The sequence below is a fragment of the Brevibacillus sp. NPDC058079 genome, assembly GCF_042885155.1.
Lineage (GTDB): Bacteria > Bacillota > Bacilli > Brevibacillales > Brevibacillaceae > Brevibacillus.
Genome location: NZ_JBHVSO010000013.1, coordinates 62,997 through 88,387 on the forward strand (window position 1 = coordinate 62,997; position 25,391 = coordinate 88,387).

27 protein-coding genes and 1 pseudogene are annotated in these 25,391 nt (G+C 47.3%); 10 read left to right on the forward strand and 18 right to left on the reverse strand.

Translation table 11 applies throughout. From position 1 onward, the window contains the following. The first annotated feature begins 105 nt into the window (after nucleotides 1-105). The 3 genes from ACFVS2_RS28600 (at nucleotide 106) to ACFVS2_RS28610 (ending at nucleotide 1,069) form a co-directional block, all read left to right on the forward strand. Nucleotides 106-519, forward strand: coding sequence for an Lrp/AsnC family transcriptional regulator (locus tag ACFVS2_RS28600; RefSeq protein ID WP_390239702.1), 414 nt, complete (start codon nucleotides 106-108; stop codon nucleotides 517-519). 98 nt (nucleotides 520-617) lie between these two features. Further along, complete coding sequence (locus ACFVS2_RS28605) at nucleotides 618-908, forward strand: hypothetical protein (protein WP_106652617.1); 291 nt, start codon at nucleotides 618-620, stop codon at nucleotides 906-908. 26 nt (nucleotides 909-934) lie between these two features. After that, nucleotides 935-1,069, forward strand: coding sequence for a hypothetical protein (locus ACFVS2_RS28610; protein ID WP_007726154.1), 135 nt, complete (start codon nucleotides 935-937; stop codon nucleotides 1,067-1,069). Nucleotides 1,070-1,119: 50 nt separating this feature from the next. On the opposite strand, the gene ACFVS2_RS28615 is transcribed toward ACFVS2_RS28610, so the two are convergent. Further along, a complete protein-coding gene (locus ACFVS2_RS28615) occupies nucleotides 1,120-1,464 on the reverse strand; it encodes a cupin domain-containing protein (RefSeq protein ID WP_390239703.1) in 345 nt (114 codons plus the stop codon). 229 nt (nucleotides 1,465-1,693) lie between these two features. On the opposite strand from ACFVS2_RS28615, the gene ACFVS2_RS28620 reads away from it, so the two are divergent. Continuing rightward, on the forward strand, nucleotides 1,694-2,857 hold the full coding sequence (locus ACFVS2_RS28620) for a cation:proton antiporter (RefSeq protein WP_390239704.1): 1,164 nt from the start codon (nucleotides 1,694-1,696) through the stop codon (nucleotides 2,855-2,857). A 92-nt stretch (nucleotides 2,858-2,949) separates the two neighbouring features. After that, on the forward strand, nucleotides 2,950-4,083 hold the full coding sequence (locus ACFVS2_RS28625) for a glycerate kinase (protein WP_390239705.1): 1,134 nt from the start codon (nucleotides 2,950-2,952) through the stop codon (nucleotides 4,081-4,083). Between the two features lie 27 nt (nucleotides 4,084-4,110). Here the strand turns inward: ACFVS2_RS28625 and ACFVS2_RS28630 are convergent, their stop codons facing one another. The 6 genes from ACFVS2_RS28630 to ACFVS2_RS28655 all read right to left on the reverse strand — a co-directional run bounded on the left by ACFVS2_RS28630 (nucleotide 4,111) and on the right by ACFVS2_RS28655 (nucleotide 10,567). Beyond that, a complete protein-coding gene (locus tag ACFVS2_RS28630; protein ID WP_390239706.1) occupies nucleotides 4,111-5,670 on the reverse strand; it encodes a glycosyltransferase family 4 protein in 1,560 nt (519 codons plus the stop codon). Nucleotides 5,671-5,687: 17 nt separating this feature from the next. Next, nucleotides 5,688-6,686, reverse strand: coding sequence for a phosphotransferase (locus tag ACFVS2_RS28635; protein ID WP_390239707.1), 999 nt, complete (start codon nucleotides 6,684-6,686; stop codon nucleotides 5,688-5,690). Nucleotides 6,687-6,688: 2 nt separating this feature from the next. Next, on the reverse strand, nucleotides 6,689-7,816 hold the full coding sequence (locus tag ACFVS2_RS28640; RefSeq protein ID WP_390239708.1) for a glycosyltransferase family 4 protein: 1,128 nt from the start codon (nucleotides 7,814-7,816) through the stop codon (nucleotides 6,689-6,691). 144 nt (nucleotides 7,817-7,960) lie between these two features. After that, a complete protein-coding gene (gene rpmG / locus ACFVS2_RS28645; RefSeq protein ID WP_007726139.1) occupies nucleotides 7,961-8,110 on the reverse strand; it encodes a 50S ribosomal protein L33 in 150 nt (49 codons plus the stop codon). A 24-nt stretch (nucleotides 8,111-8,134) separates the two neighbouring features. Then, a complete protein-coding gene (locus ACFVS2_RS28650) occupies nucleotides 8,135-9,349 on the reverse strand; it encodes a GTP-binding protein (RefSeq protein ID WP_390239709.1) in 1,215 nt (404 codons plus the stop codon). Between the two features lie 261 nt (nucleotides 9,350-9,610). Beyond that, entirely contained in the window at nucleotides 9,611-10,567 is a 957-nt protein-coding gene (locus ACFVS2_RS28655) for a hypothetical protein (RefSeq protein WP_390239710.1), read from the reverse strand. Nucleotides 10,568-10,821: 254 nt separating this feature from the next. Between ACFVS2_RS28655 and ACFVS2_RS28660 the strand changes: the two genes are divergently transcribed. The 3 genes from ACFVS2_RS28660 to ACFVS2_RS28670 are packed head-to-tail and all read left to right on the forward strand — an operon-like array spanning nucleotide 10,822 to nucleotide 14,312. Beyond that, the gene (locus ACFVS2_RS28660) at nucleotides 10,822-12,186 is read left to right on the forward strand and encodes a VCBS repeat-containing protein (RefSeq protein ID WP_390239711.1); all 1,365 of its coding nucleotides are present in this window, start codon (nucleotides 10,822-10,824) and stop codon (nucleotides 12,184-12,186) included. Nucleotides 12,187-12,223: 37 nt separating this feature from the next. Next, the gene (locus ACFVS2_RS28665; RefSeq protein WP_144618057.1) at nucleotides 12,224-12,931 is read left to right on the forward strand and encodes a response regulator transcription factor; all 708 of its coding nucleotides are present in this window, start codon (nucleotides 12,224-12,226) and stop codon (nucleotides 12,929-12,931) included. Further along, nucleotides 12,918-14,312, forward strand: a complete 1,395-nt coding sequence (locus tag ACFVS2_RS28670; RefSeq protein ID WP_390239712.1) for an ATP-binding protein — start codon at nucleotides 12,918-12,920, stop codon at nucleotides 14,310-14,312. Before ACFVS2_RS28665 ends, ACFVS2_RS28670 begins: the two co-directional genes overlap by 14 nt. Before the next feature lie 105 nt (nucleotides 14,313-14,417). On the opposite strand, the gene ACFVS2_RS28675 is transcribed toward ACFVS2_RS28670, so the two are convergent. Further along, nucleotides 14,418-15,050 carry a nitroreductase family protein gene (locus ACFVS2_RS28675; RefSeq protein WP_173620929.1) on the reverse strand — a complete coding sequence of 211 codons (633 nt, stop codon included), beginning with the start codon at nucleotides 15,048-15,050 and terminating at the stop codon, nucleotides 14,418-14,420. A 127-nt stretch (nucleotides 15,051-15,177) separates the two neighbouring features. On the opposite strand from ACFVS2_RS28675, the pseudogene ACFVS2_RS28680 reads away from it, so the two are divergent. Next, nucleotides 15,178-15,933 (forward strand): annotated as a pseudogene (locus ACFVS2_RS28680) (SDR family NAD(P)-dependent oxidoreductase). Nucleotides 15,934-16,156: 223 nt separating this feature from the next. On the opposite strand, the gene ACFVS2_RS28685 reads toward ACFVS2_RS28680, so the two are convergent. From ACFVS2_RS28685 to ACFVS2_RS28720, 8 genes are all read right to left on the reverse strand, one after another. After that, a complete protein-coding gene (locus ACFVS2_RS28685) occupies nucleotides 16,157-17,830 on the reverse strand; it encodes a b(o/a)3-type cytochrome-c oxidase subunit 1 (RefSeq protein ID WP_173620930.1) in 1,674 nt (557 codons plus the stop codon). A 15-nt stretch (nucleotides 17,831-17,845) separates the two neighbouring features. Then, nucleotides 17,846-18,313, reverse strand: a complete 468-nt coding sequence (locus ACFVS2_RS28690; RefSeq protein ID WP_390239713.1) for a cytochrome c oxidase subunit II — start codon at nucleotides 18,311-18,313, stop codon at nucleotides 17,846-17,848. Nucleotides 18,314-18,336: 23 nt separating this feature from the next. Further along, entirely contained in the window at nucleotides 18,337-18,504 is a 168-nt protein-coding gene (locus tag ACFVS2_RS28695) for a cytochrome c oxidase subunit 2A (RefSeq protein WP_173620931.1), read from the reverse strand. Nucleotides 18,505-19,209: 705 nt separating this feature from the next. After that, nucleotides 19,210-19,992: a peptidase gene (locus tag ACFVS2_RS28700; RefSeq protein WP_390239714.1), complete on the reverse strand. Its 783-nt coding sequence runs from the start codon at nucleotides 19,990-19,992 to the stop codon at nucleotides 19,210-19,212. A 47-nt stretch (nucleotides 19,993-20,039) separates the two neighbouring features. Then, nucleotides 20,040-20,444, reverse strand: coding sequence for a hypothetical protein (locus tag ACFVS2_RS28705; RefSeq protein ID WP_390239715.1), 405 nt, complete (start codon nucleotides 20,442-20,444; stop codon nucleotides 20,040-20,042). Between the two features lie 315 nt (nucleotides 20,445-20,759). Next, nucleotides 20,760-20,936, reverse strand: a complete 177-nt coding sequence (locus tag ACFVS2_RS34635) for a hypothetical protein (protein ID WP_483862264.1) — start codon at nucleotides 20,934-20,936, stop codon at nucleotides 20,760-20,762. A gap of 200 nt (nucleotides 20,937-21,136) precedes the next feature. Then, nucleotides 21,137-21,793, reverse strand: a complete 657-nt coding sequence (locus tag ACFVS2_RS28715) for a response regulator transcription factor (protein WP_173620932.1) — start codon at nucleotides 21,791-21,793, stop codon at nucleotides 21,137-21,139. Continuing rightward, entirely contained in the window at nucleotides 21,765-22,838 is a 1,074-nt protein-coding gene (locus ACFVS2_RS28720; RefSeq protein WP_390239716.1) for a PAS domain-containing sensor histidine kinase, read from the reverse strand. Before ACFVS2_RS28720 ends, ACFVS2_RS28715 begins: the two co-directional genes overlap by 29 nt. 161 nt (nucleotides 22,839-22,999) lie before the next feature. Here ACFVS2_RS28720 and ACFVS2_RS28725 point away from each other — a divergent pair, with 161 nt between their 5' ends. Continuing rightward, on the forward strand, nucleotides 23,000-23,515 hold the full coding sequence (locus tag ACFVS2_RS28725; protein ID WP_390239717.1) for a GNAT family N-acetyltransferase: 516 nt from the start codon (nucleotides 23,000-23,002) through the stop codon (nucleotides 23,513-23,515). Between the two features lie 47 nt (nucleotides 23,516-23,562). Here the strand turns inward: ACFVS2_RS28725 and ACFVS2_RS28730 are convergent, their stop codons facing one another. Both ACFVS2_RS28730 and yunB read right to left on the reverse strand, forming a co-directional pair. Further along, nucleotides 23,563-24,537, reverse strand: a complete 975-nt coding sequence (locus tag ACFVS2_RS28730; RefSeq protein ID WP_390239718.1) for a copper amine oxidase N-terminal domain-containing protein — start codon at nucleotides 24,535-24,537, stop codon at nucleotides 23,563-23,565. A gap of 126 nt (nucleotides 24,538-24,663) precedes the next feature. Then, nucleotides 24,664-25,380 carry a sporulation protein YunB gene (gene yunB / locus ACFVS2_RS28735; RefSeq protein ID WP_173620936.1) on the reverse strand — a complete coding sequence of 239 codons (717 nt, stop codon included), beginning with the start codon at nucleotides 25,378-25,380 and terminating at the stop codon, nucleotides 24,664-24,666. Nucleotides 25,381-25,391 lie beyond the last annotated feature (11 nt).

The window sequence follows — 25,391 nt, forward strand, 5'->3', positions numbered from 1 at the left end:
TTCCTCGTTATCGTTATAATGGATGTACATTTATTGTATAAGGTCGTGAACGGTTGCCGCGAAACGATTACTGGCTACCGACTTTCGCCGTGAAAGGAGATACACATGCTAGACCAAATTGATCTCTCCATCCTTGCCTTGCTACGCAAAAACAGCCGATTGCAGTGGAAGGACATTGGCGAACAGGTCCATCTAAGCGGTCAAGCCGTCGGCAACCGCATTAGACGAATGGAGGAGCAAGGAATTATTCAAGGCTATACAACGCTCATTGATGAAGCCAAAATCGCCCCAGTCCTCACTGCTCTGGTTACCATGTTCATGACCACTACTGATCATTCTCTCTTCACTGGTTTTATCAAAAGTCGCAGCGAGATCGTCGAGGCGCACCGCATCAGCGGAGAAGGCTGCTATACCATGGTCGTACATGTCCCAGATCAAGAGGCTCTCAATCATTTTTTAGATGCCCTGCTTCCTTTTGGGAACTACCGTGTCAACCTATCGATTAACAAATTGAAATAATTGGAGATTTGGCAATGTATCCGTTCTCATGATTTTTCGGGGTTGCACGATATTGTGAACAAAAGTAGAATGATGAATACGAAGGGAGGAGAGTCGCCATGGAAGATATGCTATTACTGCTGTTTTCGCTGGAGGATTTCTTCGCCTTGGTCGCGCTTTTTGTAGGATGCTTCACTTCTGCTTTTTGTCTCAGACAGTGTTACCTGCAAAACCGGGCTCTACATCAGAACGTCACAGATACGTACCGACCTTCCATTAACACGTTGTTGGTTGAGACTTATCCGATGGCGGCAAGGCAACCGCAGCGCCTTCGCTTATTCAGGCGCATACAGCATACAGACGGCGAAATGGATACATATGGTTCCTTTGTTTTGGATCGCGTAGCGTAACGAAAATCCAAAAGGAGGTTGATCATATGATCGCCAAATATATCGGAGAAGCTTTGTTGTTTGTTGTGGGTCTGCCTATTTTCGCTTATCAAACATTCGAAGGAATGCACGCATTGGCAGATATCTTCGCACAAATGTCCGATTTCACCAATTTCAAATAAGCTTGACGCATATAAAAGCCTGACCGCTTCTTTTGACGGTCAGGCTTTCTTTAATCTGCTTGGATGCGGTCTCCTCTTGTTGTCGGCTGTGAGATCACAAGAAACTCCACATCCTCTGCTCCCTCGTTTTTCATCTGGTGCTTGACTCCTGGAGGCACTTCTACTCCTTCCTGCCTGTTGATCACATGACGAACGCCATCCACTTCCAGCATAGCCTGTCCTGATAGCACGAAGAAAAACTGACGCGACCGCTCGTGATAATGGCGCACTTCTGCGGTATTTCCGGGCATCCGCTCATGAATGACGCTGAGCTCTTGGCCTTTGACCAGATGCCAGCCATCGCATTGATCGCCCCAATGATAATGCTCTGCATTCTCTTTGCTGATTTTCGCCATGTCTGCTCCTCCTCCGGTTTTTTGCTCTATCTTCACACGCTGAGGAGCATTTGTCACCAAGTGTTTACTTTTTCTGCCCAGTATGTTAAAATATTTGTGTATTGTAAGTGAATATTTGATTCGTTACTGGAGGAGCCTGTCATCATAGGGTTCTTTTTGTCTTTTTTAGCCGACAAAAAGAAAGCTGTGATCGCGGGCTCTTTTTTATTTCGTAAAAGGGGGAAACCACATGCTTATTTTTCAGCTGGCTGTCATTTTGATCGCCTCCAAAATCGCTGGTGACATCAGCGTGCGGCTGGGACAGCCATCCGTTTTGGGGAAACTGCTCATCGGTATCGTTTTAGGTCCTACCGTTCTCGGGCTGGTCACAGACACAGAAATCCTCAAGGAAATTAGCCAAATCGGGGTTATCCTGCTCATGTTTATCGCGGGCTTGGAGACCGATATTGATGAGTTTAAACGCACCGCTAAGTCTTCAACCAGCGTAGGTGTCGCAGGGATTGTTATGCCACTTGCACTCGGTTATGGTGCCGGGATTGCGATTGGTCTCTCCAACATCGAATCGATCTTCCTGGGCCTGTTGCTCTCTGCTACCAGTGTGAGTATTTCCGTACAAACGTTGAAGGAATTGGGCAAGCTAAAATCAAGAGAAGGCGCAACGATCATGGGAGCCGCTGTCATTGATGACGTTTTGGTTATCCTGGCACTCGCTTTCTTGATGAGCTTTGCAGGCGGCGACGTAAATCTCGGCATGGTGGTATTGAAAAAGGTCGCGTTTTTTGCCATCGTCATCGTTCTTTCCTGGAAGGTTGTCCCGTGGATTTTGAAAAAATTCGCTCCGTTGCAGGTTACAGAATCGGTCATTTCCGCAGCACTCATTATCTGTTTCCTGTTCGCTTATTTTGCTGAATATACAGGGGTTGCCGCTATCATCGGTTCTTATATCGCCGGTGTTGCCATCAGCTTGACCAATTACAAGCAAGAAGTAACGCACAAGGTCGAAACCATCAGCTACGCGGTGTTCGTGCCAGTCTTCTTCACTTCGATCGGCGTAACGGCACAGTTCTCTGGCATCTTGGAAAACCTCGGACTGATTGTGCTCCTGAGCGTCATCGCGGTTGTTTCCAAGCTCATCGGTGGTGCTTTTGGTGCAAAAATCACAGGCTTCCCGTGGAAAAACTCGATGGCCATTGGTGCTGCAATGGTATCCCGTGGGGAAGTGGCACTTATTATCGCCGCAATTGGTCTGGAGAGCAATTTGCTCACACAAGACATGTTTGCCGTCCTGATTGTCGTCGTACTCTTAACCACCATCGTCACTCCACCAATGATGAAATGGTTCTTCTCGAAAACGGCACAGCCAGAAGAAATGGCATTGAAAAAGAACGCCTAACACAACCTAGACTGTTTCTCGCCATAGACGCGGGGGACAGTCTTTTTTATCATGGTAAAAATACCCTCTTTTCTGATAGGAGGAACACCGTCATGAAAATTGTAATCGCTCCGGACTCTTTTAAAGGTAGCCTAACTGCCAAACAAGTAGGCGAAGCCATTCGCTCAGGGATTCAACGCGCACTCCCGCAAAGTGAGCTCATTGTGAAACCGATGGCAGACGGCGGCGAAGGTACCATGCAATGCCTGGTCGATGCCACAGATGGCAGAATACTGACCTCCACGGTAAAAAACCCGCTCGGACAGGACATTTCTGCTGAATTCGGCATTTTGGGTGACGGTGTAACCTGTGTGATCGAAATGGCTGCTGCCTCTGGTCTTTACTTAATTTCTGCCATAGATCGCAACCCGCTTGTCACGACGACCTATGGCTTTGGTCAGTTGATTACGGCCGGACTGGATCAAGGATGCCGCAAGTTCATTCTAGGACTAGGTGGCAGCGCTACCAATGATGGAGGCGCTGGCATGCTCCAAGCTCTCGGATATATGCTTCTCGATCAAGACGATCAGCCACTCTCTTTTGGGGGTAGTGAATTATCACGATTGAGCCGTATTGATACCAGTCAGGTAGACAAGCGGCTGGCTGACTGTCACTTCGTCATCGCGTGTGATGTTACCAATCCTTTTGTTGGACCCAATGGCGCTTCTCACGTTTTCGGCCCGCAAAAAGGAGCCACACCGGAAATGGTGCTGCAATTGGATGATCATTTGCGCCATTTCGCTGACTTGATCGAAAAGACCCGCGGCATCTCCATTCACGATTTGCCTGGGACAGGTGCAGCGGGTGGTGTCGCTGGTGCCCTTCTCGCTTTTCTAAATGGTCAGTTGCGTTCCGGAATTGAGATTGTGATCGAGACGACCGGACTCGCGGAAGCCATGGACAAAGCCAATCTTGTGATCACAGGTGAGGGACAAGTCGACTTCCAGACGGCCCAAGGAAAGACGCCATGTGGAGTTGCCCAAGTCGCACAACGATACGGCATTCCCGTCATCGTCCTCGCTGGTTCCATTGGAAATGGCATCGACACCCTTTATGAAAAAGGCGTTTCTGCCGTTGTCAGCATCACCAACAAACCGATGACGCTGGATCAATCGATGCGCGAAGCCGCCTCGCTCTTGGAGCAGACAGCCGAACAAGTTATGCGGATTTATAGCCTGAAATCCTGATCGGCCACTTCCTTTATTATTGTGCTACTACTCCTCATCAGCATTTTGTTGACCGTATATGAGTGCATCGACAAGCCTTTGATATCCCATATCGGAGAAGAATTCGAAAGTGACTTCGGCGGGATCGTCACTCCCATCGGACTCGTCATCATTTTCGGTACGCAGATCGGCAAGATTTTGGAAATCTCGGGTGCTAAAACAGCTCAACCCAGATCGACTGCCGCTCTCTTCATTACCTTCCCCATTGTCAGGCCCCTCTTGCCGTCGCTCGGGTTGAACGCCAGGCTGGGTACCGTGCTGATCTGGCAAATCTTGATGGCCAGGGCTATCGGCAACGTTGCAATGGTCGTCAGTCATGTTAACGCCACGTATTTCGGGGTTGTATCCCACTTCTCCACCATGAACTTGACCACCGCTTATCGTGTCCAGAAATTGGTCAAACTTGTGGAAGGTATTGTTGTGGTTGCCTTTTTGGGGCTCATCCTGTTGTAAAGCTTTTTCAGACTCGTAAATCTGGTTAAGTCTAGCAGCTGTGGCACACCAACTAAACTTTTCCAAGGCAATTTGACGAGCTTCTTGCTTCATTTTCAAATACAGGGGCTTATTCATGATCAGCAAACAAATCGCATCGGCGAAGGCTTGCGGATTTTTATATTGTTTGATCAGCAATCCAGAACGGCCATGCTCAATGATTTCTTTTATGCCCCCGTTTTTCGAGGCTACGACTGGCAATCCGGAGGACATCGCTTCGACGTTAACAAGGCCGAACGATTCATGTTTTTGCGAAGGACAAATAAACAGATCGGCTTTTCTAAAAACGCGGTGGATACTACGATGGGGGACCGTACCTAGAAATTCGGCATGTACGCCAAATTTACGAGAGAGCGACTGCAATTGCCTTGCATATTTGCTTGTTAGTGATCCTCCTGCAATCATCACTTTGACAGGTCGGGCTATCTGACTTTTCACAAGCTTAGCTGCTTGAAGCAATACGGGAATGCCTTTACGTGGAATAAGCCTGCCCGCGAACAATAAGGTGAAGGCACGGGGATGAGAGGTTTTTTGAATAGGGGAAAAGCGAGATGTATCGACGCCAAGCCATGCAACCCGGATTTTTCTCGACATGCTAGGAAAACGAGCAGAAAGCCGACTTTCAAGCGATGAACTGTTGGTGATAATCAAGTCCGCTTTTCGTAATCCGGCCAAGGTCTCTGCCCGGCTGGTATGGGGAGAATTGACAAAAGTCAGCGAGTGAAGATACAAGGATACGGTCGCTTTCGGAAACATCGATTTAATCTGCCTAACGAACTCCGGTCGATTATCGATTTGCAAAACGTCAAATCGGCGTTTTATTAGGATTTTTTTCACATGGGTCAAATATTTCGCAGGACTGCCGGTAGGAACGCGATAAATGTGCACCCCATCTATAAAAGAATGCTTCGGATAACGAGGATGCGCTCTGCTGATAATCGAGACCGAATGCCATTTACTCAATTCCTTGGCAATCGCCAGAATCGTAATCTCGACGGACCCCCCAAGAATGGGGGGGACGGGGATTTGCTCGGGGGCGATGATGACGATTTTCATACCGAACACTCTCCTGTTTAAGAACTATGACTGGCAGCATACTCATCAAGTTCCTGCAAAAAAGGGCCGATTCGCCTCTCTGAATCAAGTGCCCATCGTAACCGCTTCATGGTAAACGGGATTCTTTTGAATGGGGACAGTACTAAAAATGTCGAGAACGGAAATCGCAGCCAGGCACAAATCAGTTTATATTCGCTTTTGTTTAGTGTGGTAACCTGACGATAACCATCCAGAATAGCTTTGGCAATGGAAAAATCCCATTGATAATCTTTGCATGAATTATAAATGATGCGATATAAATCATAGGCTCGCAGATCGACATGCAAGGTTTCAAAGTCGATCAAGTAGGTACCTTCATCATTGAGAATAAAATTGCTCGGTCCCCCATCACCATGACATAGGACTCCATGTTTACGCGGATTGCGACGGCAATTGTTATATTCGCTGCTATTCAATAATGCTTCCGCTTGTCTGGAGTAACGCATGATTTCCGCCCGGTGCTGTTTGAGAAAACGGTTAATAGGCAGGCTAAAGCCATTTCTCTTCGCTTTTGCCATCTTGTTTTGTATATATCGGTGCCTGTTACGTAAAGTGGCGTACCATGTCCCAATCTGACTGTACGCAAAATTCCCAATGAGAGCTGTACGTCCAGCCTCATGAAAACGTGCCAACGCGGCACCGCATCCCCTCATATCCGCTAAATTGCGCGGCGAGGGTTTCCTCCCCAAAATCCAGGGAGTTAGTACAAAAACAGCTCCTTTTCTCGAGAGTTGATAGGTATTGCGGCCCTCTGGCATCTTGGGGTTGCGCCACGCCAAAAGCGATCCTTCCCGCCGGACCCGTATCAGCATCCGGTCAACCCACCGTATTCGAGCCACTCCTTTTGGCATCCGCTTTAAGCTGAACGTACGGCCCCCTGGCGTTACAATCCGATAGATTCCTCCTCGAATTTTCTTTTGTTGGCGTACCCGAACCCCAAACTGTTTGGCTATACCGGTAATGGCTTGTTTGCTCATAGTCATTCCGCCTTGTTCAGGTCTGTAAACAATGATTGATATTGAAGCGCAATCGAAGACCATTTATATCGTGCGGCAGTTGACTGGGCATTGCGTACTCTATTTTCCGCTAGGTCCGGATTATTCCAAAATGCTTTAACGGCTCGAGCTATCCTGGTGCTATTGACTGTGGAAATAATTTGGGCATTTTGATCGTTTACAAATTCCTTTAATCCTCCCGACAAGGTCGAAATAAGTGGTACACCATTTGCCATCGCTTCCAATGCAACCAAGCAAAACGATTCTTTTTTACTTGGAACAATAACGGCACCGTAAGAAGCGTACATCTGTTGCACAGCTCCGTATTTGCTCTGTTTGACCCAGCGAATTCTCTTTGTAACGCCAACTCGTCTTGTAAGGGCTTTGAGTTTTCTTTGATAGCTGGCATTGCCGCTTCCTACAATGGTCAAATGTACCCGTTTATGTTCTCGTGACAGGAGGCCAATGGCTTTTATTAAGGCATCGATCCCTTTGGAAGGAATCAGTCTACCTACGTACAGCAATTTAGTCGGGGCAGATTTTGACTGCTTGGTTATCGGTTTCACACCGTGCGGGATAACAAAAAATTTATGGATAGTAGTATGAGGATATCGTCTCCTTGTTGCACCTATTAGCCACCTGCTCGGCACTATGATTTGACTTGCACTCCGAATCAATTTTGTCTGGTTTTTCCCAAAAGGCGAATAGATACCTTGAGAGGCTAGAGAGTGGCATGAATAGACAACTGGAACATGGAACCGGGCTTTGGCTATTTTGGAAGTATCCGCAAATTCCGTACTATGCACATGAATGATATCAGGTTTGACGAATCCCGCTTCGGACATCGCGTACAAGACGGATTTCGCTTTGAAAGATTGTTTTGTGCGATTAAAGTAACGAGGAGCTTTTGGAAATCGAAGAATGCACAAATTTTCGTTCGGCTTTGATATCGTCAATCGATTGGATTTTCCGGTGCATAGAACCGTTACCTCCACATCATTCCTACTCAACGCTCTAGACAAGTGAGTAGCGACGATCCCTAGCCCTCCGATTATTTTGGGCAGATACTCATTCGTCATGACCAACACTTTCAGCTTGTTTTCGTTCTCCAAATAGTACCCTCCTCGTATACTCGCTTTTAACGCATCGCGCATCCGGGAAGAATTCATCATTCGATAGACACAAATATATTTTATGTCCGGTTGATAATAAGGTGTTGGGCACGGTACCTATGGTCTTCAGACATTTTTAAAAAATCACTTTGTTTCCCTATGAAGGGTATAGCGCTTTAGGCGCGGGGAGTATTTTTTCAGTTCCAATCGCTCGGGATGATTCCGCTTGTTTTTGGATGTGATATAGTTGCGATCTCCTGTTTCAGTGCATTGCAGGGTAACGTTCACGCGCATGGATGTTAGCCTCCTCTTTTTTGGTTACAATGTCGTCTCGATTACAGCATCTGCTGTTGGGAGTGGATCTGGTAGCATACTCCAGTCTGCCTCGTATTCCTCATCGTTCAGGAGACATGCATCGAGATGCTTCACGATTTGCTCCTGGTTCAGATCGATCCCGATAAAGACGAGCTCTGTGGTTCGATCTCCATGTACGGGATGCCATGTTTGCTGCCAATCCGGCTCCTCTACCAGAATGGCTTGTTGCTCTTCTGCCGATAATGCTGCTGTCCAATAACCAGCTGTTCCGATTTCGATGGATGGCCCCGCCTGACTGAGTGACATCGCCACGTCATTTCGTGTCGCCAACCAGAAAAATCCTTTAGCACGCACGACCTCCTCTGGCCAATCCTCCAACCACTTTTCAAAACGAGCTGGATGAAACGGCCTGCGACCGCGATAAACGAAGGAGGAAATTCCGTACTCGTCCGTCTCAGGTGTATGCACTTCCTTTTGCAGCTCAGCAATCCAACCCGCTGATTGACTGGCAGTCTCGAAGTCGAACAGATGGGTATTCAAAATTTCTCGCGGGTCTACCTGCCCACGAACAGCGCGGATGAAGCGAGCATTTGGCTGTAGCTTGCGCAGAACGGCTTCCAGCTGTATCAAATCGTCTGGAGCGACACGATCGCATTTGTTCAGAATCAACACATCACAGAATTCAATCTGGTCGATCAAAAGATCCGCGACCTCACGGGTATCCTCTTCGCCAACTGCCTGCCCTCTGTCCAAAAGGTTTTCCCCGGACGAAAAGTCATGCCAGAAGCGGTATGCATCCACTACGGTCACCATCGTGTCCAAGCGGCACAGCGACGATAAATTGATGCCATTTTCTTCGTCTACGTATGTGAAAGTCTGGGCAACAGGAACCGGCTCGCCTACTCCCGTCGATTCAATCAGTATGTAGTCATACCGTCCTTCCAAAGCCAGACGCTCTACCTCCGCCAGCAAATCCTCTCGCAAGGTGCAGCAAATGCAGCCATTCGACAGCTCCACGACCTTTTCGTCCACGCGTGAAAGACCACTGCCCGAGAGAATAAGAGAGGCGTCTACGTTTACTTCGCTCAAGTCGTTAACGATTACGGCGACTCGTAGCCCGTCCCGATTGTTCAGGACATGGTTTAGTAGCGTCGTTTTGCCCGCTCCCAAGTACCCGCTTAAGACTGTGACAGGGATTTTATTTTCGTTCATGTTCATGCTAGGTTCTCCTTTTCAACTTTTACAAAACGTAATAATTACGATTTGTTAGCTATCATATCGCACCAAAATACCTGGAGTCAATATAAAACGTAATTATTACGATTTAAAAAAACCGAAGAAAAACCCTTTCTCTTTTCGTAATAACCTTTTCACAAATAATCCCGCATCTTTTCATTCAAGATGGCATAATGCCTGCAAATTAGTATTAAAAAAATCAGCCAGATTTCACTCTGACTGATTTCCTCCACGCCTACTCCACTATTGTTTTTTCGTCTTGTTCATCCCAACCGCTTCACCATAAACCCCAATGACTGGCTGGTACGCCTGACGATCATTCAATTTCCCCTGCTCAACCACGGGCTGCGGGCGATTTTCTTTCCATGTAAGCTGACTGTACACATGACCTGTCGCAGTTGGCATTGTGACGAGAATATCTTTTACCTGATCAGCATTGCCATCCGTGATAGCAAGCTTCGGAAGATTACCGCTGTCGCGTTTCCCTACAGAGATAAACGTCTGCTGATTATCCTTCCCTTCGCGAACCACAACACGCAGGTTATGGGCCGTCTGATTCATCGATACGCCCATTTTATCGCCTACAAGCAAAATAAGATCCTTGATATTGTCTCCGGTCACGTCTGCATACTTCGTATCAAGGACAAAGGTACTATCGCTGTCCATACTGAAGCCACTATTGATCGTCACATCTGGTGACGGCATATTGTCCCAGTCTGCTTTTTGAACCGTTACCTGTAAAAGCTGCGGCTGTTTATTGACGATGTTCCACACACTGGTTGCCACTGCAAGCCGATCCTCCGTATTCAGCCCATGCACGGTTTGCTTGCCCATGTAACGCAGATTGCCTTTCGCATCCCGGAATGGTACCAGCTCCACCAGCTTTTGCGTATATCCATTGGTTGCCTTTTGCAGCTTTCCATTGGCATGATAAATTCCTTGCTTCACGTACGTAGCCTTATTGTCCGATATATCTACTGTGCTCGTCGCTTTTGTTTTTGTATTCGTTACTTTTGCCACAAAGCCATCGACAAATTGTATGGTGAATGGGATATTTTGCTCTGGTTGTAATAAGACTACCTGCGCGTACGCTTGCGATTGGGTGCCGCTCGCTTGAACCGAGTCAGCCCCAACGCCCGAAGCCATGAGAACCGCGCCGCTGCAAAGAATTGTCGCCATCGTTTTGTGCCATGCTTTCATCCTTTTCTCCTCCTTCGTATAGATAACATCCAACTCCTATCCTACATTTTTAAACGAATTTGTTAGGTCAATTGTTGCTAGTATAATATGCCCTGTTCTCTCGCACTTTTTTCCTGTATAAGGAAGCTTAGAACACGTTCGCTTGTTCTTGAAAAGCTCGAAAACGGGTTTTTTTACCGTTTTGCAACAATTTTGTGGGATGGGCAAGCTACAATATAGTCAAATGGATGCAGCAACAGAAAGGAACATTTGAAATGAAAAAGGCTTGGCTCGTAACGACAGCACTCTGCGCCTCGCTTCTTAGCGGTTGCGGACTCACAGATACACCCAATGAATTGATGCGCGCCCCATCAGCAGACGGCGATCAAAAATCGATCAATCAGGCCGTCATGCAATTTTTGCCGGCTGGGTCACAATTATCTGTTCCTCTTCATCCCGCAGAAGCCAGTGCCGTCTCCCTACAGGATCTAAACGGGGATGGGGTTGCAGAGGTCGTCGCTTTTTACAAAACCGAAAAAACCGATTACGAAATCGGTGTGCTTGTGCTTACCCAAAAACTAGGAAACTGGGAAAAGCTCTCCTCCTTTACTGGTGTCGGCAGCGAATTGGATTACGTCTCCTTTCAAGATCTCACTGGGGACAACATTCCGGAAATGCTGATTGGAATGGGAGGCGGCGAAGATTTGAACAAGGAGCTCTCCGTTTATTCGCTAGCGAATAATATGACTCAGGAATTGATGAAGCAGCCCTATACCATTATGGCAGTAGGCGATTTGACAGGAGATGATCACGCGGATCTCGCTCTCGTTGTTCTCGATAAAAATAACTTCACATCCAAAGCCGAGCTGTATGGGGCGGGGAACGGCACAATCGCAAAAAAGACGGAGCTAGCCCTTGACGGATATGTGAATGGTTACTATCAGGCTATCATCGGAAAAGCATCACCAACCCGAAACGGACTATTTATTGATGCTGGATTAGGGGCTCACTCTGCTTCCACTGAACTACTCCTCTGGGACAATGGACAACTGTCCAACCCTTTGGCAAAAATAGAAGGAGAGATGGACCTGACCTTCAAGCCGTATTCTTTGGAAAGTGAAGATATCAACGGTGATGGCATCATCGAGATCGGTACGAAGATACAACCCGCTGGGACAGAGGATTTAGCCATGGCAGAAATCCCTTGGGTCTCCTCCTACTTCCAATGGGACGGGAAAACGGGCTTGAAACATATCGAAGATCACTATCAAAATTACACACAAAGCTTTGACCTCAAGATTCCGGCAAAATGGGGCGAAAAATACACCATCTCCATCAACCATGATACGAATCCACTTCTAGTCCGATTCCATTATTACGGTGCGAATGGAAAAAATAAGGCAGAATTACTAACGCTGCAAAGCATTCCACAAAACGAATGGATCAAATTTGAAAGCGGATTGAAGCAAAAGCAAGTTCCCTACATTTTGCTGAAGGAAGAGGGAAAACAAGTTTTGATCGCCATTTTACCGCAAACGACACCTACCCTTGGAAAAGCTGCTCTCGCGGAATATCGATCGATGCAGCTTACCGCAGAGGAGGTTCGTCAGCTCTACAAACCGATGACGAACCGGGAATAAAGTGAAATAGTAAATCCTTATCAAGGAGATTTGCCCTATGAAGGTTCTATTACTGGAAGATGAGAAATCCATCCGAGATTTTGTGCGCATCAATCTCAAGCGCGAGGGCTATGAGGTAATCGAGGCTGGGACCGGAGAAGAGGCACTTGATCTCGCAGATCAACAATCGGACATCGTCATTGCGATTCTCGACGTCATGCTCCCCGGCATTGATGGCTTCGAAGTATGCGGGCAGCTGCGGAAAAAATATCCGCGCCTCGGGATCATTATGTTGACGGCTAAAAGCCAGGAGCTGGACAAAGTCATGGGTCTCGAATTCGGAGCAGACGATTACGTCTCCAAACCGTTTAGCCCTGCGGAACTGTTGGCCCGTGTCAAAGCGTTGCACCGCAGATTGACACCCATTCCTGAGGCTGAGGACAAAAATGAAATTAACATTGCCCCCTTCACGCTGTTGCTCGATGAACGCAAGCTGATTCGGGCGGAACAAGAAATTGACCTCACGCCAAAAGAATTTGCCATCATCAAATTACTCGCTGAAAATGCGAACAAAGCCATCAGTCGGGACGAGATTTTGACAGCAGTTTGGGGTCAATTTTTCGTCGGTGACTTAAAAATCGTTGATGTGAATATTCGCCGAATCCGGCAAAAAATCGAGGACGATCCGGCTCATCCAGCTTTCTTGGAGACAGTCTGGGGATATGGCTACCTGTGGCGAAAGGACGTCCCAGATGAAAGGCATTAAGAGTAGGCTGGTTCTTCATTTCGGCCTGATCCTTCTTCTGATCGTACTGCTCTTGGAAGGACTGTTTTATTGGGCCGTTCATACTTATTACATCGGGACTGCGACCGAAGCATTAGTGACCCGCAGCACGACCTTCACCAATTTTATTAACAAGTACGCTACTGGCTATCGGTTAAAAGACAAAGCACGCTACATTTTGGAAAATGTTTCGAATCAGGAATACGCCAAAATTGAGGTCTTGGACCCAGGAGGAAAAGTCATTCTCAACTCCTACGGCTTTCAGACCAGCGAGATCATCAATACTCCTGACGTCATGGATGCCCTCAAGGGACAAAGTGGTTTGTACATCGGGAAAAGTCCGCAGTCACGGGAGCGTGTCATCGCAGTGGCCAATCCACTTACGTACAGTGGAGAATTTGTAGGCGTTCTGCGGTACACGATCTCCGCTGAACCGCTCTATCAAGCAGTAAATCGCATTGCCTTGTACGGGGCTGGCGTTGGGACAGGCGTAGTCGTCTTCGCTTTTGCGCTCAGCCTACTCATGGCAAAACGAATCGTCGACCCTATCGAAGATTTAACGAATGCGGCGAAACAAATGGCGGAAGGAAATTTCGCTGTCCGCGCGCCAAAACGATTCGATGACGAGGTAGGAACCCTCGCGGATACTTTCAATTACATGGCAGCGGAGATTGGGAAAAACGAAAAGCTGAAAAATGACTTCATCTCCTCCGTCTCCCATGAGCTGCGTACCCCACTTACGTCGATTAAGGGGTGGGGCGAAACACTCATTTCGGGCGGTCTGGAAGAGCCTGAAGAGACGATGCTCGGTCTGGAGGTCATCTCCAAGGAGACAGATCGTTTAATCGGGCTCGTCGAGGAATTGCTCGATTTCTCGAAGTTTCAATCCGGTGAGATGAAATTGTCTCGCGAACGCATGGATGTCCGGGATCTTCTCCATGATTTGCATCTTCAATTTTCAGTACGTGCCAACGCGAAACAAATTGAGTTGAAGCTGGAGACTCCCCCTACCCCACTCATGGTTATGGGAGACCCGAATAGACTCAAGCAAGTATTTGTGAATCTGCTGGACAACGCGTTGAAATTCACGCCACAAAACGGCTCGATCGTCATCGCAGCTTCCTTGTCAGGCGATAGGCTCCTTGTCACCGTCACGGATACTGGCGAAGGCATTAACCCGGAAGACCTGCCGCATGTCACAGAAAAGTTTTTCAAGGGACGCTCCAAGCTCTCCGGCAGTGGTCTGGGATTGGCGATCTGCAAAGAGATCATTCAACTCCATGCCGGGCGGTTTTCAGTTAGCAGCGCCCTTGGTCAAGGAACATCGATTATGGTGGATTTACCGTTGTTGGCGAATCAATAAGGCAGGAAGAGCGAATAGCACTCCTGGAGAAGATATTACAAAAAAACTCACCCTTGCCGCATTGATATGAGGCGTGGATGAGTTTTTTGCTGTAAGAACACGATATTAGAAGCTGTTTTGAATGACCAATTCATCCAAACCAAAACGGGAAGTCGAATAGGCTTGCACGCTTGCTTTCCCCAAAGTCAGCATGAGTGTTGGCAAATAGCGGGTTGGGATGTTCAGCTCTTTAATGAGCGCATCACGGTTGTAGCCACCCATTGGGCATGTGTCGTATCCTTTTGCTTTTGCCGCCAGCATGAGTTGCATCGCTGCATAGGACGAATTACGAATGGCTTCATCACGAGCGATTTCCGGGTTGTTATTGTAAGCCCCTTCGATTTGCGCGATCATGGTCTCACGCACTTGCTCTGTAACGTATCCATTTGCCAATGCTTCATCATAAACAGGGCGAGCAGACTTATAAGCCTCCAGATCGCCGAGAATGATGATGGTAGCGTAAGCATCCACTACCTGCTGCTGATTGTATGCGATTGGGAGCAGTTTTTCTTTGATAGCAGGATCGGTCACGACGAGAAAACGCCAATGCTGCAAATTCCAGGACGATGGCGCACTTGCTGCAAGACGCAGGATTTCGTTCAGCTCGCCTTGTGGAATTTTTTCATTCGGATCGTATTTACGCACGCTGTGACGGGCTTCCATTACCTGTTCAGCGGTAATTTTCAGTTCTGTATTCATAGTTAAATCTCCTCCATACTGTATAGTACGCTGTTAAAAAGATACTACTTACTTTATTATCGTTACAAACATTTTGCAATTACTTTTTACATTTCGCTTCATACCCTATTGTTTGGAGGCACTCTCGATGAAATACACGGATAACATTGTCATCGTCACTGGCGGTGGCCAAGGCATCGGACGGGCTGTCGCCACCATGTATGCTGCCGAAGGAGCACATGTCGTCATCGCCGAATACAATCGCGCAGCGGGAGAAGAAACTACCTCGCTAATCAACACGACAGAAGCTGTGAAAGGTACAGCACACTTCGAGCACATCGACGTCAGCGTGCCAGCGCAGATCGAACAATTGATGAGAACCGTCGATGAACGCTAGGGGCGACTCGATGTTTTGATCAACAACGCGGGCTTGTCCGTATGGGAATCTCCCTATGAACTGACCGTCGAAGCGTGGGACCATATCTTGAACACGAATTTGCGCAGTGTCTTTCTCGCATCGAGAGAAGCAGCCAAAATCATGCGTCGCCATGGTGGAGGCGCTATCCTTAATCTTTGTTCGACGCGGGCGCACATGTCCGAGCCACACTCGGAGGCATACGCAGCTTCCAAAGGAGGCATTTTATCCTTAACACATGCGCTTGGTGTCTCACTCGGCCCCGATGGGATTCGTGTCAACGCGATCTCTCCCGGCTGGATTGAACACCGCGATTATGCCGCTCTTCGTCCCGGGGATCATGCCCAGCATCCGGCAGGTCGCGTAGGTACACCCGATGATATTGCCCGTGCTTGTCTATTTTTGACGCAAAAGGACAATGATTTCATTACAGGTACTGAGCTGATTGTCGATGGCGGTATGACCCGCAAAATGATATACGAGCCATAAGCTAAACCAATGTCCTCCCTCTTGAATATGTTGTGTTAACAAGAGAAAAAGGAGGAGTTGTATGCCATTTGAAGAGGAAGACCTCAGAATTCTCGCCCTATGGCTTTTGGCAATCGGGTATCTGATTCTTGCCTTTACCGAATTGGCAGCGCTAGATTTTTTTTAAAAAAGGAGAGCCGCTCGCTTCCAAACGGAATGAGCGGCTTTTTTCATACCTATCGTCTTACCAAGTCACAAAAGGCGGCGAGCCTGGTGCCTGGTGCTGAATTTGTTGCAAAATCGGATAACCGTAGGCGAGAATTATCAGGAAGGCAACGAGTCCAATCCATACAGGCCAGCGCTCCAAAATTTTTGGAACCTCTTGCGTTGTCTCTGTCTCGGCAATCGGATATTCTGTATTTCCCTTTGGTGCGTAGAAAGTCAGATACAGCAAGATGGCGATCAAGAGAATCGCGGATACGAACAGCAGTCCGCCACCAAACGCCATTACACGTTGATAATCCATCCAGCCCAAAGCTAACGGGTGGTCCATATACGTCGTGTAATCTGTCCGGCGCGGAGCCCCTTGCAAGCCCATTGCGTGCATGGCGAGCGACATCAAGAACATTCCTACTGCCCAGAATACCGTTTGTACCATTCCCATGCGATTCGCAGTCTTGGTCAACTGACGTCCAGTCAATGCAGGTATCAGCCAAAAGCTGACACCAAAGAAAGTGAGCGCCACCGCAGCTCCTACGGTGATGTGGAAGTGACCCGTAACCCAAATCGTATTGTGTACGACCGCGTTAATCTGGTTACTTGCGTTAATAATTCCCCCAGCTCCGCCAGGAATGAAGAACAGCATCCCAACAAATGGGGCGAAGAAGCGTACATCTGTCCACGGCAGTTTTTTCAACCATCCGAAAAGACCAACCCCACCTTTTTTACGTCCGGTCGTTTCAAAAACCGCAAACATCGAGAAGGCTGTCATCAACGACGGGATAACGACGATCAGCGTCAATGTCACGTGTATCATTTTCCATGCTGGCGAAATTCCTGGCTCCATCAATTGATGGTGGAACCCGACTGGGATGGAGAACAAGAGCAAGCAGAGAAAGGCAAGTCGACTGAGCGAATCACTGAAGACGTGACCCCCAATGATTCTTGGTAAGCATACATACCACGCCATATAAGCAGGCAGTAGCCAGAAATAAACGAGTGGATGACCGAAAAACCAGAACAGCGTACGGCTGAGCATGACGTTAATCGTTGGAACCAGCCCAAGTGACCATGGGATAAGTTGGAACAGAACCTCAACCGCTACAGGAATTGTCGCTGTAATCCACAAGACATAGGTAGTCACACCCATGAAGACGAACAACGGGGACATTTTCCCTTTATTTTCGCGTTTCCATTTGCGATAGCTGGCAAAAACCCCGAATCCCGCTAGCCAGCTACCTACTACGAGCAAGGCAGAACCAATGTAAAAGTACGGAGATGCTTTCAGTGGTGCGTAGAATGTATAAAGGACAGAGGCTTCATTCAGCAAAATGGTGACAACAGCCATCAATGTCCCTACCGTCATGAGAATCCAGCCGGCCCATCCAAATTTCAGAGCGGCTCCGTGCAAGGAACCACCTGTCGTGCGGGCGACTCCTGAGAAAATAAATCCGACGATGAAGTACGTGGTAAAAATAAGTGCCATCAACACGCCATGGGCGGTCAAAATTTGATAGTAATTTGTCCAGCTCGGCAGTTCCATGATTCCACCGCGAACCATGCCCTGCACCATCCCTGCCACAGCCGCCAATCCGAATGCAATATAAGCTACCCACACATAGGCCAAACTAAGCCTTGCCGCAGAACGCTGAACCGGAACATGGGGGACTGTATCGTCGATCTTCCGTGCGATTACCATAGGATTCACCTACCTTTATTTCACAATAATCGTGGTCGCCATAACCTGATGACCTGCGCCACAGTATTCGTTACAAAGGATCAAATACTCGCCTGGCTCGTCAAACGTGTGTGTCGCCGAGCTGATGTGTCCAGGCAGAACCATGAAGTTAATGTTGGTCTCTGGAATCTGGAATCCGTGAATAACGTCTGGACTCGTGACGTGGAAATTCACCGTTGCTCCAACTGGTATTTCCATCTTGGTTGGAGCGAAGCCGAACGCAAATGCTGTCATGTAAGCGTCATATTCGTTGTCTCCTACCTGTTTCAAGCCTGGTTTATCAAAAGGAGGCGTCTCCGTAACCTTCTCCGGATCAATCATTTCCATATTACTTGGCGGAGCCATCCCCATGGCAAACGCATTGACGCACAACAATACAATAAATAAGGCCAAACCGCCTACGCCAAGCATCAACCAGATTTTTTCATATCGATGCAAATGCATAAGTACCCTCCTTTACTTCCTTATTACGCCCTATCCAGGAAAAGCCCGAATACACCCAACCAACCGACTAGAATGATACCTCCGACGATCAGAACCGCGACAAACGTTCCCTTCAAGTCTTCCTGGTTCGTTTGTAGCTTGTTGGATTTTGATTTCTTGCCTTTCTCCGCCTTGTCAACTTGCGTCTCCATCGCGCTCTTCTCCTTTCCTACGTGCCTCATGGGCGCGGTGTAGTTTTCACGCCTTCATTCTACCCCTGGAACCCCTTGGAAGTAATTCGGGGAAATCCCCTAAAATGTTCCGGGAAACCCCTGATTTCGACCGTTTCATGACCATTTTCGGTCACATATTCGACACAAAAAAAGACGACCCCGTATTGGGATCGTCCTTGAACCTCTTTGTAGCCTCGACAAAAAAATGACCGCTCTTGAGCTAGCAGGCCTGAGCGGTCATCCCCGTTTTAAATTCTGCTGAGTCGATCCCCCTTACAGGGAACCAGCACTCTGGTCTATTTATTTTAGCCATCATTACTTAGCTTTATCATAGCATATGGTTTTTAGGTTGACATGGAAAACTCTAAAGTAATGATCTGATAATAAGATATCCCCCAATGTAAACGTGAATAACAAAAAGAGCCATGAAGATACAGCTCTTTTTGTTTGTAATGGGAATATATCGCAAAAGAGAAGTCTTAGTAAATGATCTGTTTGGGGAGACTTTCGAGATTAGCTACCGTGGTCTTATTTGTTTCCTAACGTATTTATTTCACTTTGCTACTCATCCCTCCTCTCATATGTATTTGGAGACAGAAAAACAGAAGGGGGATAGGACGGAATTAACCATCTTACCACCCCTTCTGCGTCATACTAAAACAAGCTTTGCTGCAAACACTTCTCTTATTCTTCGTCCTCGATTGCCTCATGATTGGAGATCATTTCAAATTCTCCAATTTGAGTTTCTCCATCCACGTCATAAAGGGGGATAATTTGAGCATCGCCCTTATCGTGATTATGTTCAAGCGCTTCTTGAATTGTCTTGACTTCTGGGGTTAAATCCTGTGCTCGTACGTATCCTTCTTCCCCATTTGTGCCGACAGCAGAAATCAAATCTGGGAATTCGCCTACTGACTCTTCAGACAATCCAGAACCGTAGGTTTCGCCGTTGTCGTTTACATCGTATTCATCCAGTGATAGCAATTCCTCTATACTTGGTGAAGTTTCAGTTTCCTTTGTAAAAGAAGACCCTATTAGTTCTTGTTTGGGAGATTTATATCCAGTCACTTTGGTATATCCATTTCCATTATAGAACTCAGCTCTACTTTGGGCATAGTATCTTCCAGGAGTTATTATACGTGGGGAATATCCAGTCCAACCTGCAACTTCGGAGTCATTATACTCCATGCTACTTGCTGTTTTCAAAGTTCCATTATCATCATACAAGAATGCTTGTCCACCCATATAACCGATTGGTACACTCCGAGCGGTATCAATATAGACAACGGCTTCCACTGAATCGTCACGTCCACGCGTCCCAGAACGCTCCCATACCTCAGATGTAAACGAATAGCTAATTCCCTTTACCGTTATCTTATACGGATCTGAAGTCGTATCTGCGGATGCTGGTGTGGTAATTAGAAACAATGACAAAGCTGAGACCAATAAGATATTCCTCTTTTTCACTTTTCGCTCTCCTCGCCATATTTTGTTGGATTATATGTTGTCCTACATTAATCCCTTCTTGAAGAATACAGTCTAAATTCTCCAATGACAGTTTTGCCATCTGATTTGTACAAAGGTATTGATTTGTAGCCGAGTTCTTCCATCGATTTCTGGTAAGCATAGGCTTCTTCTGGCGTAGAAACATTTGAATTCAAATCAGTGGCTTTTACATATCCATTGACACCATTTTCTCCAGTTGCACTAATTAAATCTGGTACTTGTGTTGTGCCAGCAGGGTAAGGCCCTTGTCCATAAGTTTGTCCCTGCTCGTTTATTGGATAGTTAGGAATGTTTGGATTAGAAGCACCTTTGTAATTCATCGTAGAAAACAAAGCTCCGCTCTGATTTATTACAAGCACAGCTACGAAACCCATTACGACCAGTGCAACTCCAATAAATACCTTTTTTTTCATTTGATGACCACTTACCCTTCTTTTGATAGTAGGCTCTGTTTGTTATGACGTAAAAAGGGTCCTACATGTTTTATGTCAACGCATAATGTGAGGAAGATGTGATACTTACGTTAGAATAAAAGTAAATTTTTTCCTTTTATGTAAATAATAACACATCGTTGTATTGAGGGTCACTTCTATTAAGTGAATTTGCAAAAAAAGGGGCTTTATAATCAGTTCTAAATACCAAGCTACTCCCCTGTAATGGAAACTTTCTGCTACGGATGAAAGTAAATAAGACTCGCTATTTGCGAGTCTTATTTCTTCCACCGATGATTATTCACTTGATTTTTGCTCTTCAACCGCAGTTGCAACTTCTCCCGTTGTAACAGCAGAAACAGCACCAAAGTGGATGGATGCATGCTCTAAAAGAAGAAAATTGCAGCAACGTACATTTAGTTTGGGTTGTTTTCCACTTCTCACAATCTGGTACAAGCGTCTTGCTTTTTTCAAGATAGCCTCTTCATTCGAACGAATAAACTTCACTTGTTTCAACAGCATTGTTGATATTTGTGATCAGCTATGTTGGCAATATCAATCGGAATAATAGCAGACGGATGAACAGGAATCATCGTTATCAGGTTAATCACGCCTAATTTTCCATCAGCAATTTTGATAACATCCAATCGACAAAATACACAACAAATCCATATCTACTCAAAATCAAGCCAGCCCTTCTTAATCGCATACCGCACCAAATCAGGCCGCGTACGCAGGTGGAGCTTTTCCATAATATGCGCTTTATGCGATTCGACCGTCTTGACGGAAACAGTGAGCCGCTCGGCAATTTCCTTGTTGCTAAAGCCCTTAGCAATCAAGACCAGCACTTCTTTTTCCCGATCAGTCAGGATGTCGTACTTGGCCTGCTCCTCACCGTTCTTGACCATTTGCAGAAATTCCTCGATCAGAGATTTCGTCGCAGATGGATACAAATAGGCCATGCCCTGATTGACCGAACGGATCGCCGTGATCAAATCGAGGTCAGGGGCGCTTTTTAAAATATAGCCGGCAGCACCGGCTTGCAGTACCCGAAACAAGTATTCCTCGTCATCATGCATCGTAAGCACAAGCACCTGTATGTCTGGTGCCGTTTCCTTCAGTCTGGCAGTTGCAGTCAAGCCGTTTTCCCCAGGCGGCATGCTCAAGTCCATCAAGACGACGTTGGGCTGGACTTCCCATGCTTTTTCACATGCCTCTTTTCCGTCAGCTGCATAACCGACGACTTCCATATCCTCCTGGGCGTTGATCAGCATCCCCAGCCCAGAGCGTACAATCGCATGATCATCGGCGATCAAGACGCGAATGGTCATCCTCTACCCCCTCCTTCGGCACCGGAATTCGGACGATCACCGTCGTTCCTTCCTCGGGTGCGGAGCGAATATCAACGGTACCACCAAGCAGCTGGGCACGCTCCTTCATGCCAAACACACCGAGACCTTTGCCGATGTTCAATGTTTTCTCTACTTCAAACCCTACGCCGTCATCCACAATCGTAACGACAATTTCCTTCTCCCTATTCTCGAACATGATTCCCAGATGGCTCGCCTTTGCGTATTTTGCCGTATTGGTCATGGCTTCCTGTACAATCCGGTACAGTGCTGTTTCCATCGCAGCAGAGTATCTGCGTTTCTCCCCCTGAACATGCAGCTCCACCTGGATATGAAACGTCTTTTCCACCCGTTTCATCAATGAACGTAATGCAGGCAGTAAACCGAGATCATCCAGTGCAGACGGACGCAGCTCCAGCGCCATGCGCTTCACTTCCTCCATCGCCTTGGAAGTCATATTCACCAATTCCGTGACATGCTGCATAACCAGCTCGCTCAACTCTCGTTGTCTGACTACGTTTAGTCCCACTAAAATACTATAAAGCGCCTGCCCTACGCCATCATGCAGCTCCCGGGCGATGCGCTTTCGTTCTTCTTCTTGTGCTTGGATCGCAAAATTCGTTAACTTGTACTGGTAGCGCTCTTTTTCCACTCGCTGTTGCGCAGACATATCACGCATAATCATGACCAGCTTCCCCTGCGATTCATCCGCTAGTCTCGCAGAGCTGGCAGCGACAGGGTAATCCACACCGGATTTCGTTCGGAGCCTCATCTCGAATGAAGGCATTTGCACGCGCTTAAAAAAGCAATCCGTGCAGCTCGTTTCTTCCATACACGTTGCCATTCCGAGACACAGCTCGCAAATATGTTTATCTCGAATCAGCTCTTCTTCTGTCCAGCCCGTCATCTGTTCCAACGCAGCATTGGCCTTTACGATTCGTCCCTCATGATCAATTACCAGGATCGCATCGCTAGCGTTGGCAAAGATGGACTGCATCAGGGAGAGCACTTCACTCGACGCACCCATGCGCTCCTCCTTTTGAGACAATCATTCTAACGTTATTGTAAAGTTTCCATAAAAGAAAGTGTATCAGGGAATTCCCTTATCATCATTCGAATTGACATTTTATAAAATTAGAATATCATCTAATTAGATAGATGACAAATATACTGAAAGGAGCTTTTGACATGCCGAGCCCTACTCCCTTCCCAGCCCATAGCGCTCGATTGGTTTTTCAGCCCGTCACGGAACACGATTTCCCCGAACTGCTAGCGGTGTACAATTCAAACCCCGATTATATGGAGTTTGCCTTTGGACAACGGGTCGTCACTCTGCAGACAGTAGCAGAAGACCATCAAGATAATCTAGCGTTTGCGGACTCCTACAGCTTTTCGATAAGAGAAGTACACGGTACCGAGATCATCGGGATCGCCCAGTTTATTTTGCGTAATCCACGAGATGGCCACCCTTGGCTCGGCCTCATCATGCTGCACAGCGCCTATCAGAGTCACAGGTACGCTAGAGAATTCCTGGATACGTTAATCGCCTGGTACCGGGAAAACGGCTACACCTCTCTACATCTGGCCGTTTTGGAGAAGAATAGCCGGGTTGTGCCTTTTTACGAGAAATATGGTTTTGCTGTCTACGAGGAAAGAGAGACGGAAAAACACGGTCGCGTCATCTGTATGAAATACACAATCTAGTCATGAACGCAAAAAACGGGACAGCAAATGCCATCCCGTTCTTTCTCTTACTCTACTACGATTTTCTCAGCAGTGCCGATAGGTGGCAGGCTCTTCGTCATCATTGGGCCGTAGAAGGCAACTACTTGCATATCCTCTTTCAGCTCAGCTGGCGAGAGTACTTTGTTGTCTCGCGCATTGATGATCACCGTTTTCTCGGTAATGTTCAGGTTGATTTTTTCTTGGGAGGTTTCGGTAATACCGCGACCCTCTACGAGCATTTTGTAGTTGCCATCTTTGTCAGCAGAGATGCTCGCTACTTTTCCCGCTGTTCCCAGGACGTCCTGAGTCTCCAGGCCGCCTTTTACCGTGATGCTGAGCACACTCGTTTGTGGCGGCAAGCTCATCGCCATGAATTTTTCGGTTGTCGCATCTACGGCCATACCCAGCTTCAAGTCTTCTGGCTTCAGCACTTTACCAGCTTCATCCGTAATTTTGGTGTCTTCCGTCAGGTGCAGGATGATGCCAGACTCATAGATGTTCAGTGTAACCGAGTAGCCTTTATCGGATTTGCTGATGTTCGTAATGGTACCTGTGCGCATAGGAGCGATTTCGTCCTCCACTACAGTCACTGCATCATCGGTTACATTCACGTCTGCTTGCAGGATTTCGTCAACGAATGCGACTGGCACATAGGTGCTGCCATTCAGTACGCGAGGCTCTGCTCCCAGCGTTTTGTACATTTTTGCGAAAGGATAGCGATCCTCTCCTTCTTTTGCGTAGCTGGTGATCGCGCCTCTTTGCACTTCTGCTGCTTTTTCCTTGTCGTTCCAGCTTACTTTGAAACCGAGGGCTTCAGCAACAGGACGAAGTGGAACCAGTACGGTTTGTTGACCTTTATCGAAGATCGCATCTTGTGCGATTGCTTGACCGTTTATGTTAACAGAAAGTTCTTTTACTGGTTCGGAGGTTGCAGATACCACGCTAGTTCCCAAAACGGCCAGTGCCGCGATTGTCATCATACCTGTACGGATTGTTTTCATATTGTTTATGCCTCCAATGTTCTTGCTTGTTTTTGTGTGTCTCTATTCATTGGACGGCACCATTTCAGAAACGTTTCAAATAAATTTTCATAGATGTGTAAATCGTTCGCGTATAAGCGAAAAACATCACGGCTGGCTTGGAATCTGGTTGCTTGGGACTTGGTTCGTTCGCGGCATCGGCACATCGGGCTTCCCGGATGGATTGTCGTACAAATAGGTTGGTACCTTGCCGACGATCAGCGCCTCGGAGACCGGGATTTCCGTGGTGACTGTTTGCTGTTTGGTTGCAAACGGAATAATGACCCGCAGATCGACTTCCACATAAATGTAGACAGTCACCAGCACCATGTTGATTCCCGCTTGCTTTAGCTTCGTTTCCAGCTTGGTTTTGACCGCGCCAATCGGAACGAACGACACCGGAATATCAGGCCCAAAGTGCTCCAGAAAGACGTTTTTGGTAGCCAAGCCTAGTGGTATGGTTGTCTTGACGTGCTCCTGCTCGAATTCCTTCAAGCGATTTTGAATACGGGCTGTCGTTTCTCCCACAATCCGGGAATACTCTTTGAAATTAAAATTCACCGCTTTGATGCTGCCATTCTCGTCTTTCTCCATAATGACAACTTCGTTAACGTCGACACCCTGCTGGGACATGCGTTTGGTGACTGCATCGGTAATGGCGAGCTTGGCGACCTGCTCTGCCTTGGCCTGGGCAATCAGCATCAACGTCGGCTCTACCCTGCGTTCCACAACGATAAACAAAACGATAAATACCACAATAATCAGTAGGAGCCCAGCGAAAATTCTCCTTCTACGTCTTTTCCATCCTCCCCTTCTCAAGCGCACGATGGCTCCCT